The organism is Sphingomonas sp. PL20 (genome assembly GCF_017875905.1).
In the GTDB taxonomy this organism is placed as follows: domain Bacteria; phylum Pseudomonadota; class Alphaproteobacteria; order Sphingomonadales; family Sphingomonadaceae; genus Sphingomonas; species Sphingomonas echinoides.
Window position 1 is genome coordinate 1924099 of the sequence record NZ_JAGINH010000002.1, and the last position, 13732, is coordinate 1937830.

At 64.6% G+C, this 13732-nt stretch carries 15 protein-coding genes; 11 read left to right on the forward strand and 4 right to left on the reverse strand.

The features are described 5' to 3' along the window. Window positions 1-27: 27 nt before the first annotated feature. From H4W01_RS08795 to H4W01_RS08815, 5 genes are all read left to right on the forward strand, one after another. Window positions 28-204, forward strand: a complete 177-nt coding sequence (locus tag H4W01_RS08795; RefSeq protein WP_209610718.1) for a hypothetical protein — start codon at window positions 28-30, stop codon at window positions 202-204. Then, window positions 179-460, forward strand: a complete 282-nt coding sequence (locus tag H4W01_RS08800; protein ID WP_209610719.1) for a hypothetical protein — start codon at window positions 179-181, stop codon at window positions 458-460. Before H4W01_RS08795 ends, H4W01_RS08800 begins: the two co-directional genes overlap by 26 nt. A 167-nt stretch (window positions 461-627) precedes the next feature. Next, the gene (locus H4W01_RS08805; protein ID WP_334685424.1) at window positions 628-2151 is read left to right on the forward strand and encodes a pyridoxal phosphate-dependent decarboxylase family protein; all 1524 of its coding nucleotides are present in this window, start codon (window positions 628-630) and stop codon (window positions 2149-2151) included. Window positions 2152-2161: 10 nt separating this feature from the next. Next, complete coding sequence (locus H4W01_RS08810) at window positions 2162-3415, forward strand: ATP-grasp domain-containing protein (protein ID WP_334685211.1); 1254 nt, start codon at window positions 2162-2164, stop codon at window positions 3413-3415. 264 nt (window positions 3416-3679) lie between these two features. Continuing rightward, the gene (locus H4W01_RS08815; protein ID WP_209610721.1) at window positions 3680-4870 is read left to right on the forward strand and encodes an acetyl-CoA C-acyltransferase; all 1191 of its coding nucleotides are present in this window, start codon (window positions 3680-3682) and stop codon (window positions 4868-4870) included. Between the two features lie 69 nt (window positions 4871-4939). Here the strand turns inward: H4W01_RS08815 and H4W01_RS08820 are convergent, their stop codons facing one another. Beyond that, a complete protein-coding gene (locus H4W01_RS08820; protein ID WP_435804037.1) occupies window positions 4940-5836 on the reverse strand; it encodes an HpcH/HpaI aldolase/citrate lyase family protein in 897 nt (298 codons plus the stop codon). A 154-nt stretch (window positions 5837-5990) separates the two neighbouring features. On the opposite strand from H4W01_RS08820, the gene H4W01_RS08825 reads away from it, so the two are divergent. Both H4W01_RS08825 and H4W01_RS08830 read left to right on the forward strand, forming a co-directional pair. Beyond that, entirely contained in the window at window positions 5991-6965 is a 975-nt protein-coding gene (locus H4W01_RS08825) for an SPFH domain-containing protein (RefSeq protein ID WP_209610722.1), read from the forward strand. Beyond that, window positions 6962-7411 (forward strand): NfeD family protein, encoded by a 450-nt coding sequence (locus H4W01_RS08830; protein WP_209610723.1) that lies wholly within the window; start codon window positions 6962-6964, stop codon window positions 7409-7411. Before H4W01_RS08825 ends, H4W01_RS08830 begins: the two co-directional genes overlap by 4 nt. Before the next feature lie 14 nt (window positions 7412-7425). Here the strand turns inward: H4W01_RS08830 and H4W01_RS08835 are convergent, their stop codons facing one another. Genes H4W01_RS08835 through H4W01_RS08845 form a run of 3 tightly spaced genes read right to left on the reverse strand, consistent with a single transcriptional unit; the run spans window position 7426 to window position 9905 of the window. Beyond that, complete coding sequence (locus H4W01_RS08835; protein ID WP_010402791.1) at window positions 7426-7755, reverse strand: hypothetical protein; 330 nt, start codon at window positions 7753-7755, stop codon at window positions 7426-7428. Window positions 7756-7793: 38 nt separating this feature from the next. Further along, entirely contained in the window at window positions 7794-8249 is a 456-nt protein-coding gene (locus H4W01_RS08840) for a hypothetical protein (protein ID WP_209610724.1), read from the reverse strand. Between the two features lie 48 nt (window positions 8250-8297). After that, the gene (locus H4W01_RS08845; RefSeq protein WP_209610725.1) at window positions 8298-9905 is read right to left on the reverse strand and encodes a phosphoenolpyruvate carboxykinase; all 1608 of its coding nucleotides are present in this window, start codon (window positions 9903-9905) and stop codon (window positions 8298-8300) included. Window positions 9906-10084: 179 nt separating this feature from the next. Here H4W01_RS08845 and H4W01_RS08850 point away from each other — a divergent pair, with 179 nt between their 5' ends. Genes H4W01_RS08850 through rapZ form a run of 4 tightly spaced genes read left to right on the forward strand, consistent with a single transcriptional unit; the run spans window position 10085 to window position 13725 of the window. Next, window positions 10085-10792 carry a response regulator gene (locus H4W01_RS08850; protein ID WP_209610726.1) on the forward strand — a complete coding sequence of 236 codons (708 nt, stop codon included), beginning with the start codon at window positions 10085-10087 and terminating at the stop codon, window positions 10790-10792. Further along, window positions 10761-12365 carry a sensor histidine kinase gene (locus H4W01_RS08855; RefSeq protein WP_209610727.1) on the forward strand — a complete coding sequence of 535 codons (1605 nt, stop codon included), beginning with the start codon at window positions 10761-10763 and terminating at the stop codon, window positions 12363-12365. Before H4W01_RS08850 ends, H4W01_RS08855 begins: the two co-directional genes overlap by 32 nt. Beyond that, window positions 12362-12787, forward strand: coding sequence for an HPr kinase/phosphorylase (locus H4W01_RS08860; RefSeq protein WP_209610728.1), 426 nt, complete (start codon window positions 12362-12364; stop codon window positions 12785-12787). The genes H4W01_RS08855 and H4W01_RS08860 overlap by 4 nt, the downstream gene beginning before the upstream one ends. Next, window positions 12787-13725, forward strand: coding sequence for an RNase adapter RapZ (rapZ, locus tag H4W01_RS08865; protein WP_209610729.1), 939 nt, complete (start codon window positions 12787-12789; stop codon window positions 13723-13725). The genes H4W01_RS08860 and rapZ overlap by 1 nt, the downstream gene beginning before the upstream one ends. The last annotated feature ends 7 nt before the right edge of the window (window positions 13726-13732 follow it).

Here is a 13732-nt window from a genome sequence, read left to right on the forward strand (position 1 = left end):
GCCGCCAAATTGCTTCCTAGAATGGAGATGGGGAAGTCGAAGCACTGGCAACGGGAAGTCTGGCATCATGGGCACCTGCACGGGCGTAAGCGCGATATCGTCGGCATCGCCGACCTCTTCGGCCGCGTCGAGCAACCAAATGGCGGCATTGCGACAACGCAGGCAGGATTATCTGAAGATGATGACGGCCGCCCAATCGGGTGACGTCACGGCGGCGAAAACGGCGTATGCGCGGATGACCGCCAACCGGACGCCGCCGACCAAAAGCCCGCTCGCCGCGCTGGGAACCGCGCTACAAAATGGCGACACGGCGACAATCCAGAAAGCTGCGGAGGCGTTGCAGCAAGCGCGTGACGCCCAGGCCAGCATCTCGGCCGATCCGAATGCGCCGCCACCGCCAAAGCCCATCCCCGCCGCCGCTTACGGATCGAGCCAGACCGACATCAATGTTCTCGCGTGATCGCGAGGTCAAACGCCTTTCCCGAACGGGCAAAGGGCTGATCCGGACCATGCCGTGCTGATCTTGCGCACCATGCCTTGGCGGCGCGACTGTGGAAGGTCGGGCCCGGACGCCGCGTCCCCTTACGCCGCTGCGCGACTTGGCGCAGTAGATGCGACGCTGTGGTGATGTTCGATCCCGCCGTTCCGGTCGCGTCCGATTGTGGGGAGTCGGCGAGCCTCGGTTTCCAAACCGTGCGCGCGCCGCGCCGCGCGCCGACATCGCTCGATCCGGCAGAGTGGTCGAGCCTGCGCGCGCAGGGGCATCGGATGCTCGATGACATGATCGATCATCTCGAAGGGCTCGCGGACGAACTGGTGTGGCGACCGGCCCCCGCGCACGTCCGCGCGGTGGCGCGCGAAGCACTGCCGGTAGCCCCCACCGATCTGTCGAGCGTGCACGCAACCTTCATGGAGGCGATCCTTCCTTATGCAGGCGGCAATCTGCATTCCGGTTTCATGGGATGGGTGCAGGGTGCCGGAACCCCGGTTGGCATGCTGGCCGAAATGCTGAGCGGCGGCCTTAACGCCAATCTGGGCGGGCGCGACCACATGCCGATCCTGATCGAGCGGCAGATCCGCGACTGGGTGCGGGAAATTTTCGCCTTTCCCGAGACCGCCGATGGCCTGTTCCTGACCGGAACGTCGCAAGCCAATTTCGTCGCGCTGCTGGTCGCGCGCACGCGGACATGCGGCATGGCTGTGCGGCAAAGCGGCGTGGCCAAGGCACCGCGCCTCGTTGCCTATGCTTCCAACGAAGTTCACGGCTGCGTTCCCCGCGCGCTGGAAATGGCGGGGCTTGGCTCCGACGCGCTCACCCGCGTCGCCACCGATGATGCAGGGCGGATCGATGTGGCCGCGCTGCGTGCGTTCATCCGGGCGGATCGCGCCGCCGGGCTGACGCCGTTCCTGCTGATCGGCACTGCGGGCACGGTCAATAGCGGCGCGATCGACGACTTGGATGCGCTGGCGGACCTTGCCAGCGAAGAAGGCCTGCACTTCCATATCGATGGCGCGCTCGGCGCGCTTGGCATGCTGTCGCCGGAAATCGCGCCGCTGCTGCGGGGGATCGAACGCGCCGATAGCGTGGCGTTCGATTTCCACAAATGGGGCCATGTCCCTTACGATGCCGGCTTCCTACTTGTCCGCGAAGGCGCATGGCTGAAAGACACTTTCGCGTCGCCAGCCGCCTATTTAACCCGCGCTGACACCGGCCTGGCAGCGGGCGGGGACTGGCCCTGCGATATCGGCCCCGATCTCTCACGCAGCTTTCGCGCGCTCAAGACCTGGTTCACGCTCAAAACCTATGGCACCGAGGCATTGGGTGCCTCGATCGCCGAAAACTGCCGGATCGCACGAGCGTTGGCCGAACGGATCGCGGTTGAGCCCGACCTCGAACTCCTTGCGCCCGTCGCGCTCAACATCGTTTGCTTCGGCTACGCGCCCGGCGGCGTTGGCGGAGACGGCGTGATCAACCGCGCGATCGTCGAGGATCTGCACGCGGCCGGTCGCGTCGCGCCCTCGCTCACGCTGATCAAGGGTCGGCCAGCGATCCGCGCCGCCTTCGTCAATCACCGCACCACCGCCGACGACCTCGACGCGCTTGTCGAGGGCGTGTTGCGTTTTGGTGCCCGTCATTCGCCCCGGCGCTGAGGATCTATCGATGTCCGTCACCATCTCCCTTCCCCGCCGCCCGGTGGTGAACCCACGCACCGAGACGCAGGGCATGCATCGGCTTTTGCCCATGGCGTTTGAGCGGCGCGACATGACCGCGCTTTGGCAGACTGCGATCGAGCGGATCACGGCGGATGCAAGCGACGCGGCGGCGATGATCGACTTGTCGATGATGCTCTACTGCCATTTCCGCGCGGAGGAAGCGCGCACGCTGCTCGACCAGGCGGTGGCGATCCAGCGTGACTATTGCGTCGTCCATGGCGACGGCTCGGGCCTGAAGGTGCTCGCCTTTGTGACGCCGGGCGATTTCATGGCCAACACGCCAGTCGATTTCCTGCTGAACGGTTCCAATGCCGTGCTGTGGCTGCGCTATGTCGATGGCGACACCACCGATCTTGACGATCTGCCCGAATATGACGTCGCGCTCCTCGCCATTGGCGAGGCCACCGAGCATCGCCCGGTGTTGGCGCGCATGGCGGCCTTGTTGCCGACCCTCACGGGCCCGGTGATGAACGCCGCCCCCCGCACGATCGCTGGGCTGACCCGCGATGGCGTCAGCGCGCTACTGGCGTCAGAAGCATCGCTGTGCGTGCCGCCAACCACTCAGGTCGAGCGAGCAGTGCTCGAATCGGTTGGTTTGGGAGCGACCCAACTTGCCGACCATGTCGCGGGCCTCGCCTTTCCGATCATTGCGCGTCCGCTCGGCACGCACGCAGGCGGGGGACTCGATCGCCTGAACTCGCCCGACGCCGCGCTGGCTTATCTCGCCAGCAGTGAGAGCGCTGAGTTCTTCGTCGCGCCCTTTATCGACTATCGCGGACAAGACGGCTTGTTCAGCAAGCAGCGCGTGGTGTTCATCGGCGGCAAGGCCTATCCCAGCCACCTGGCGCTCTCGGACCATTGGATCGTGCATTATCTGAGCGCCGGCATGGCCGAGGACGCTGACAAGCGCGCCATTGAAGCGGCGTGGATGGAGCATTTCGACAGCGATTTCGCCCACCGCCACGCCGCTGCGTTCGCTGCGCTCCAGCGCCGGATCGGCCTCGATTATTTCGGAATCGACTGCGCCGAATTGCCCGACGGACGGCTGCTGGTCTTCGAAGTCGATGTCGCGATGCTCGTGCACGACATGGATGACGGCACGACCTTCCCGTATAAGAAAGTGGCGATGCAGAGGCTCTTTGATGCCTTCGTCGCGCATGCCGGATCGGTGCATGGAATGGGATATGAACACGCCGCATAAGCCGCTCCGGTAAAACCGGTCTGGCGGCACTAGGTCACGATATGGTCGCCTCTTCCATGGGCGGGAGAATGTCGGCATCCGCACACCAGCCATAACGCGGCCTGCTTTCTCAATCGGATAGCGCTCGGCACCCCCGCATTTAGCATAGGCCGACACGCTCGCGCATTTTTGGCACGATGTCTGTCGAAGCACACGCTATGAGGCCATGTCCGATATCCAGGAATGCTCCTAGCACGCGCATTCCGACGCTTGAGAGGAAGAACGATGTCCAACGACCCCGTCATCATCGCCAGCTACGCGCGTACGCCAATGGGCGGCTTTCAGGGTGCGCTTTCGGGCGTCACCGCCGTCGAACTCGGCGCGACGGCAGTGCAGGCCGCGGTTGAACGCGCGAAGGTGGATCCGAACAGCATCGACCGCATCTATATGGGCTGCGTCTTGCCCGCAGGCCTGGGCCAGGCACCCGCGCGCCAGGCGGCGCTCGGCGCTGGCCTGCCTCAGTCGGTGGAAGCGACCACGATCAACAAGATGTGCGGCTCGGGCATGCAGGCGACCATCATGGCGACCGAAGCGCTGATGGCCGGCACCGTCGATGTGGTGGTGGCAGGCGGCATGGAGAGCATGACCAATGCGCCCTTCCTGCTCGCCAAACACCGCTCGGGTGCACGCATCGGCCATGACGTCGTCATCGATTCGATGATGATGGACGGTCTGGAAGATGCCTATGACAAGGGCAAACCGATGGGGGCCTTTGCCGAGGACACGGCGGGCACCTATCAATTTACCCGCGCCGAGCAGGACGCTTTCGCGATTGAAAGCCTGAGCCGCGCCAATGCGGCGATCACCGGTGGCGGCTTTGCCGATGAAGTGGTCCCGGTCACGGTCAAGGCGCGCGGCGGCGATGTCGTCGTCAGCGAAGACGAGCAGCCGGGCAAGGCCAAGCCGGAGAAGATCCCAGGCCTGCGCCCCGCCTTCGCCAAGGATGGCACGATCACTGCGGCCACCTCCGCCTCGATTTCCGATGGTGCGGCCGCTTTGGTGCTGACGCGGGCAAGCGTTGCCGAGAAGCATGGGCTGCCGCAGGAAGCGCGCATCGTCGCGACGGCGGCGCACGCCCATGCGCCCGCCTTGTTCACCACCGCGCCAGTCGCGGCAATTCGCAAGGTGCTCGATCGCGCGGGCTGGTCGGTCGACGATGTCGATCTGTTCGAGGTCAATGAAGCCTTCGCGACGGTGGCGATGATCGCGATGCGCGAACTGGCCATTCCGCGCGAGAAGCTGAACGTCAATGGCGGTGCCACCGCGCTTGGCCATCCGATCGGTGCCAGCGGCGCGCGCATCATCGCGACGTTGGTCGCGGCGTTGAAGCGGCGCGGGCTGAACAAGGGCGTCGCAGCGTTGTGCATCGGCGGGGGCGAAGCCACCGCTATTGCCGTCGAGCTGATCCAAAAATAACCCGACCGAAGCGCAATCCCGGCAGAGGAGCGGCCAGTCTCCTCTGCCGGGCAAGCGACGATCCGGCCGTCAGACCTGCCGCAAAAGCTGCTGTGCGCGGGAGAGATGCGGGCGATCGAGCATGCCGCCCTGGTATCCGATGGTGCCGACACCGGGGTTCGCCGCGAACAGATCGACGATCGCTTGCGCTTCGGCAATCTCTTCGGCGGTCGGCGTGAAGGCTGCGTTGATCACCTCGACCTGTGCGGGATGGATTGCCAGCATCCCGCGAAAGCCGTCGCGCCGGGCCTTGGCCGCGCGTGCCTTGAGCGAGTCGAGATCGCGATAGTCACCCTGGATCGTCTCGATCGCCGCGACTTCTGCCGCCGCCGCGCCCAGCAGGCAGAGCGAGCGCGCCAGTTCATAGGTAAAGCCATAGCTGCCATCCGCGTTGCGATTGGTGCCGGCCCCGATCGAATCCGCCAGATCTTCCGCGCCCCAGCTCAGCGCAACGATGCGCGGCGCGGCCTTATAGTCGCCCGTATGGAACATCGCCTCGGCGGTTTCTGTGACCAAGACGATCACCGGCGTCGATCCCTCGGCAAGGCCCTGCGCGGTTTCGAACGCGCTGAGATAATGATCGAGCCGCTCGACATCCTGCCGCCCATAGACCTTGGGCAGCATGATCCCGCCGGGGCGTGCGGGCATGATCGCGGCGAGATCGCGCAGGGTATGCGGCCCGTCGAGCGGGTTCACGCGGACCCACAAGCGCGGCCTGTCCGCCGGGTTCGCCTGCAGGCAATCGTGCACCACCTGCCGGGCGAGCGGCTTGCTCTCGGTCGCCACGGCGTCTTCCAGGTCGAGCAGCACGATGTCCGCCGGGCTGGCAATCGCTTTCGCCAGCTTTCGCGCGCTATCGCCTGGCGCAAACAACCAGGACCGCATCTTCAGAAAATCGGGCATGTCGGACGGCGCGTCGCGCATCATTCTGGGTTCCCACGCATTCGAAACAGGCAAAGTGCATACGGCCTGTGGCGGTGTCGCGCCACCGCCACATTCCCCTACCCGAGCGCTAGCGATCTGCTAGAACGGCACCACGTCGCGCCCGCGTCCATGTGGTCGCCGTTCCGGGGATAGTTTCATGCCACTCGTCATTGCCGGGCTGCTGGTTGTTGCCGTGCTGCTCTATCTCATGCTCGGCATGAAGGTGGTGCGCCAAGGCTATCAATATACGATCGAGCGCTTCGGCAAGTTCACCGCGGTCGCGCAACCCGGGCTCACCTTCATCGTGCCGCTGTTCGACCAGATCGGTCGCAAAGTGAACATGATGGAGCAGGTGCTGGATATTCCGGGGCAAGAGATCATCACCAAGGACAATGCGATGGTCGCGGTCGACGGTGTCGTGTTCTTCCAGGTGCTCGATGCCGCCAAGGCCGCCTATGAGGTGAGCGACCTGTATCTCGCCATCATGCAGCTCGCGACGACCAATTTGCGCACCGTGATGGGATCCATGGATCTCGACGAGACACTGTCGAAGCGTGACGAGATCAACACGCGGCTGCTGACCGTGGTCGACCATGCGACCGAGAGCTGGGGCGTGAAAATCACCCGCGTCGAGCTGAAGGACATTCGCCCGCCCGCCGACATCGTCAACGCCATGACACGCCAGATGAAGGCCGAGCGCGAAAAGCGCGCCTCGATCCTCGAATCCGAGGGCGCGCGCCAAAATGCGATCAACCGCGCACAAGGGCAGAAGCAGTCGCAAATCCTTGAGGCTGAAGGGCGCCGCGAATCCGCGTTTCGCGACGCCGAGGCGCGCGAACGCGCCGCCCAGGCCGAAGCCGCAGCGACCAAGGCCGTGTCCGATGCGATCGAAAATGGCAGCGTGCAGGCGATCAACTATTTCATCGCGCAGAAATATGTCGAGGCGATCGGCAAATTCGCGACCTCGCCCAACGCCAAGACGATCCTGTTCCCGGTCGAAGCAACCCAGTTGATGGGGACGCTCGGCGGGATTGGCGAACTCGCGCGCGAGGCGATTTCGGGCAGTCCGACGCCGCCGCCGACTCCCGCTGCGCCGCGCCCGCGCGGGCCGTTTGAGAACACGCCGCAATGATGCTGTTCGGCGTGGCATGGAGCGATGGTGCGCTGTGGTTTGCGGCTGCACTCGCGCTGGTCATCGCCGAGATGGTGGCACCTGGCTTTTTCCTGATTTTCCTGGGGGCCGGTGCCGCCAGTGTCGGCATCATCGCGCTGATCGTGCCGGGCTTGCCGGTTGTCGTCCAGGCACTGATGTTCGCGGCGGTGACCGGGGCGCTGGTGGCACTTGGGTGGCGCTGGTATCGCCAGTCCGACCGGTCTTCGGCGGACCCGCTCCTCAACGATCGGGCGGCGCGGTTGGTCGGCAAGCGCGTGGTGGTGTGTGAAGCGATCGTCGATGGCGACGGTCGCGTGACCGTCGGCGATGGCGCGTGGAGCGCGACTGGGCCGGATGCCGCCGTGGGCACGACGGTGCGGATCGTCGGCGCGGATGGCAGCGTCCTGCGGGTCGAGCCCGCCTGACGCTGCCCGTCGCTTTATTTCTTGCCGAAGAAGTTGGCGGCGAGCCCCTCGAGTTCGCCAAGCGCGCCCTTACCTGCGCTCCCCATCGGCCCCTCCAACAGGGTCGCGAACTGGGCAAGCGCCCCTTCGCCACCGATGTGGCCGATGATCTGCTGCAGCACATCTACGGGGAGGCCGGTCGTCTCGGCCGCAGTCGTGGCCGTATCGGTCGGCGCGGCATGGGCCTGGCCCAGCGCGGTGATCGCCGATTCGACTTGCTCCGGCGACAGCCCGACCTTGGCGGCAAGGTTCTTTACGTCGACATTTTCAGTGACTTGGGCGAGCAGTCCGTCGAGCAATCCCATATGTGCATCCTTTCCAGGCTGGTCCGAGAGCCGCGAGGTTAGCATGGGCCCGGCAGCGAGGCGAGATCGGGCGGGATGAAACCGCGCCGCGCGGCGACCGAAAACAATCGATCGCGCGAATAAAAATGCAGCGGCCAATCGCGCCGTCCGGCCGCTGACCCGAGCAGGGCATTGACGCACGCGACCAGCGATTCCCCGGATGGTCGCGCCGCCACATGCGCCTGCACGCCGCGCAGATAAGCGCGGGTAATCGTGTCGTGATAGCCTTGCGTGTCGTCATTCACCCCGCCGACCGCGACATTGTAGCTGCGGATGATCGTGGCAATCTCGGCGTCGATGGCAATGTCGGGTCGATCGCGCACCAGCCAGGTGGTCGCGGCAAGATGCGCCTCATGCGTCCACTCCGCGCGCGGCAGGCTGTGGTCGAGCAGCCCCTGCCCAATGCGGAGAATGGCAGCATCGTCGGGAAAAGGGCGAAAGGGCAGTTCCGTCATCGGATCGGGCTTTCCGGTTGGATGCGCCCGATCCGAACGACCGGGCCTTCAAGCTGGAGCGTGGACCTTGGGGGCCGATTGTCGGACCCCTTCATCGACATGATCGGCGAATTGCGCAAAGTTTTCCACGAACAGATCAACCAGCTTTGCCGCCGTGGCGTCATAGGCCGCCTTGTCAGCCCAGGTTTCGCGCGGATCGAGAATCGCGCTGTCGACACCCGGCACCGCAACCGGCACCTTGAAACCGAAATTGGGATCGGTGCGGAACTCCACGCCGTTCAGGCTGCCATCGAGTGCCGCGTTGAGCAAAGCGCGCGTCGCCTTGATCGGCATGCGGCTGCCGGTGCCGTATTTGCCACCGGTCCAGCCGGTATTGACCAGCCAGCAATCGACCCCGCCTTTGGCGATCCGCTCCTTCAGCAAATTGCCGTAGACCGAGGGATGCCGCGCCATGAAGGGGGCACCGAAGCAAGTCGAGAAGGTCGCATCGGGCTCGGTCACGCCGATCTCGGTCCCCGCGACGCGCGCGGTATAGCCCGACAGGAAGTGATACATCGCCTGCTCGGGCGTCAGCTTGGCGATCGGCGGCAGGATGCCATAAGCGTCCGCCGTCAGCATCACCACGTTGCGCGGCACCGGCCCCATATTGTGTTCCGACGCATTGGGAATGAAGTCGATCGGATAGGCACCGCGACTGTTCTCGGCGAGGCTCGCATCGTCGAGATCGAGCACGCGCGTCACCGGGTCCATCACCACATTTTCGAGGATCGTGCCAAAGCGTTTGGTGGTCGCGAAGATTTCCGGCTCGGCATCGGCCGACAGGCGGATCATCTTGGCATAGCAGCCGCCCTCGAAATTGAAGACGGCGGTGTCTGACCAGCCATGTTCGTCATCGCCGATCAGCGTGCGGCTGGCGTCGGCGCTTAGCGTGGTCTTGCCGGTGCCCGACAGGCCGAAGAACACGGCGGTGTCGCCATCCTTGCCGATATTGGCCGAGCAATGCATCGGCATCACGCCAGTCGGCGGCAGCAGGTAATTGAGCAGGCTGAACACCGATTTCTTCATCTCGCCGGCATATTTGGTGCCGCCGATCAGGATCAACTTGTCGGTGAAGTTAACCGCGATGATCGTTTCGCTGCGGCAGCCGTGGCGCGCCGGGTCGGCGCGGAAGCTCGGCAAATCGATGATCGTGTAATCGGGCACGAAGCCGCGCAGTTCCGACTCTTCCGGCCGCACCAACATGGTGCGGATAAAGCTGCTATGCCAGGCAAGCTCGTTGATCACACGGACGTTGACGCGGTGCTCGGGCTGCGAGCCCCCGAACAGATCCTGGACGAACAGGTCCTCTTTGTCCCGCAGTGCGGACAGGAAATCGGCCTTCAGGACAGCGAAATGCTCGGGCGACATCGCCTTGTTGGTCTTGCCCCACCAGACGGTACTTTCGGTTTCGGCATCACGGACGATGAACTTGTCCTGAGCCGACCGCCCGGTATGCGCCCCGGTCTCGACCACCAGCGGCCCGTCGGCTGACAATTTCCCCTCCCCGCGCGCGATGGCGGACTGGATCAGGCGGGCGGTAACAAGGTTCCAGTGCAGATTGGCGCGGGTCTCGATGCCCTGGGCCTCCAGCCCTGCGGTGGGGGTGCGATCGCTCATTGCGTGGGGTCTCCTCAATGTCCCATGCGGGCCAATTGACCTCGCATTTTATGCTTTTTGCACATCGGCGCATATCGTTGGCCTTGCCCGCGGTCAAACGCGCTCTGTTCAGCGTGCATTGAGGCTACGGGTGTAATCGATTACGTCGACTCGCGAATGACAAGGATCTACCCCGCCCGATGACGGCAACGATTGCTTTGGTCGATGACGACCGCAATATCCTGACCTCGGTCTCGATCGCGCTTCAGGCCGAGGGCTTTGTCACGCGGGTCTATTCGGATGGCGAGACGGCGCTGAAGGCGCTGATCGACAACCCGCCCGACATCGCGATCCTCGATATCAAGATGCCGCGCATGGACGGATTGGAACTGCTCCGCCGCCTGCGCGAGAAGAGCATGTTGCCGGTGATCTTCCTGACATCGAAGGATGACGAGCTCGACGAGGCGCTTGGCCTGGCGATGGGGGCGGACGACTATATCGCCAAGCCGTTCTCGCAGCGGCTGCTGATCGCGCGGATTCGCGCGATCCTGCGGCGCACCGAAGTGGCGCAGGGCGGCGCGGGCGACGGTGAGGCCACTCCGGAGACGTCGCTGGTGCGCGGCCGATTGGCGATGGACACCGCGCGGCACCGTGTGACCTGGAACGGCGATACCGTAACGCTGACCGTGACCGAGTTCCTGATCCTGGAAACGCTGGCGCAACGCCCCGGCATCGTCAAAACCCGCAACCAGTTGATGGACGCGGCCTATCATGACGACATATATGTCGACGATCGCACCATCGACAGCCACATCAAGCGGGTACGGCGCAAGTTCCGCCAGGTCGATGCCGAATTCGACGCGATAGAGACGCTTTATGGAGCCGGATATCGATTCTCCGAGGAATAGCGCCGTCGGGATCGATCTGGCTCGTGACGAAGAGGATGCGCGCGCGCTGTCGCTGCGCTGGTCGGCGCGCGTTTCGCTTACACCCCGCATTCTGTTCGTGAACGTCTTCGCGCTCGCGATGCTCGCTGGCGGGTTCTTCTATCTCGATTCTTACCGCAGCCGCATCGTCGACGGCCGCGTCACCCAATCGATCCGCGAGGCGCGTTTGGTCGCCGAAGCAATCGTCGCGGTCCCGCCCAAGCAGCGCCCGGACCTTGCGCTGAAGCTGGCGCAGGACATGGGCGCACGCTTGCGGATCTATGACAAGGACGCGAAGCTCATCATCGACACGCGCGCGATGGGACTGCGCAATTTCGTGCTGCAAGACCCCGACAAACAGGATTGGCAGCAGGCTGCGGCGCGCTTTCTGGACGCGGTGATCGACACCGTGGTCGGGGCCCCGCGCGCGCCGCTCTATCGCGAACGGACCAGTGGAATGGCCTGGCCTGACGTTCGCACTGCCCGTGCCGAGCCCAAGGTCGCCGCGACGGTATGGCGCGCGCCCGATCGCACGCCCGTCATCACCGCGGCCTCGGCCTTTCCGGGCGGCGGCGTGGTGATGAGCACGATCAACGCGCGTGACATCACCCAGACCGTTCGAGTCGAGCGGTTCCGCCTTGGCGTCGTGTTGCTGATCGTCGCGATCGTGTCGGTGTTGCTGTCCTTGTTCCTCGCCCGCACGATCGTGCGGCCGTTGCGGCGGCTGGCGCGCGCGGCGGTGCGGGTGCGGCTTGGGCGCGCGCGCGAAGTGGTGGTGCCGCGCCTGCCCGAGCGGCGCGATGAAATCGGCATGCTGGCGCGGGCACTCTCCGACATGAGCCTGGCTCTACGGGCACGGATCGATGCGATCGAGGCCTTTGCCGCCGATGTCACGCATGAGATGAAGAACCCGCTCGCCTCATTGCGCTCCGCCGTCGAGGGCATGGCGATGGTCAAGGACCCCGAGTTGCAGGAGCGTCTGCTCGCCATCGTCCGCGACGATGTCCAGCGGCTCGATCGCCTCATCACCGACATCGCGGAAGCGTCCCGCCTCGATGCGCAATTGAGCCGCGCGAAGTTCGAGCCCGTCGATCTGGGCGCAATGATCACGGCCCTCATCGCCAGCCGGGACGCGCGCGGGATTGAGCGCGGCATCCGGATCCGGTTCGACAACAAGCTCGCTGAACCGTTGATCGTGCTTGGGGAAGGCGGACGGCTGGAACGGGTGTTGGAGAATCTTATCGAGAATGCCGTGTCCTTCTCGCCCGAGGCCGGCGTCATCACAATCACGGCGGTGCGCGATCATGACGTCTTGACGGTTTCGGTGGAAGACCAAGGTCCCGGCGTCCCGGAAACCGCACGCGAACAGGTGTTTCGTCGATTCCAGTCGCTGCGCCCGGCGGGGGAGGCCTTCGGGAAACATTCCGGCCTGGGGCTCGCCATCGCGCGCACGATCGTCGAGGCCCACCAGGGGACGATCAATGTCGAGAGCCGGAGCGACGGCGCGGAAGGTGCCCGACTGGTCGTTCGCCTTCCGGCGAGGAACGCGACGTGAAACAGGTCCGACTCTATGCCACCGCTATTGCGATCGGCAATCATGCGGTGCTGCTGATGGGGCCGTCCGGGTCTGGCAAGTCCGACCTTGCCTTGCGGCTGGTCGATCGCGGAGCATGTCTGATCAGTGACGATTACACGATCCTTGAGGTGCAGGATGGAGCATTGCTCGCCTCCGCACCCGATACGATTGCCGGAAAGATCGAAGTTCGCGGGATCGGCATCGTGGCGATCCCGCATATTGACAATGTCGCCGCCGCGCTTGTCGTGCATTTGGGCGGTCCGGTCGAACGGATGCCGCTGCGCCGCACGATGATGACCATCGCGGGGGTCGACCTGCCCGAAATCAAACTCGAAGCCTTCGAACAATCCGCCCCAATCAAGGTGGAATTAGCGCTACACCGCGCTACAAAGGACCTATAATGCGTGACCCGAAGGACATTTTGCTCGTCACTGGCATGTCGGGTGCCGGCAAGTCGACGGTGCTCCGAACGCTCGAGGATCTCGGGTGGGAGGTCGTCGACAATTTCCCACTCCTGTTGCTGGATCGCTTGCTAGGTGCCCCGCTCCCGGAAGGAGCTCACCAATCGACCCAGCCGCTTGCGCTCGGCATCGGCGCGCGGACGCGCGATTTCGATCCCGAACGCGTCGTCCAGCGAATCAAGCAACTGCAGGAAGTCCACGGCCACGATATCGGCACGCTGTTCCTGGATTGCGCTGGCGGTGAACTCGAGCGGCGTTATTCGGAAACACGACGGCGCCACCCGCTGGCGCTGGACCGACCGGCGGCGGACGGCATCGCGCGCGAACGCGAATTGCTCGCCCCCCTTCGGAAATGGGCCAACCGGCTGATCGACACGACCACGCTGACCGCCAATGAACTGGCACAGCAGGTCCGCACGACCTTTTCTGGCGAAGGACTGGGGGAACCCACGCTTTCCGTTACCTCGTTCGGCTTCGCCCGTGGGCTGCCGCGCAACGCGGACCTGGTTTTCGATATGCGCTTCTTACGCAATCCGCATTGGGTGCCCCATCTGCGCCCCGGCACCGGCCTGGACGCCGATGTCGCAGCCTATGTCGCGGGAGACCCCGCTTATGAAGCGGCGGTTGCGCAGATCGAGTCGCTGCTGCTGCTGTTGCTGCCGCGCTACAGAGCCGAAGGAAAATCCTATGTCACGGTCGCGTTCGGCTGCACCGGTGGGCGGCACCGCTCGGTGCATGTGACTGAGCGGGTAGGTGCCCGGTTGCGCGCGGAAGGATTTTCGCCCACGGTTACCCATCGAGATCTTGACGCTGCGCCCCAGGACTCGCTGGAAGGCGCGCCGGACGAGACGCAAAATAATGGGGCGCGTGTTGCATGAGCTGGGC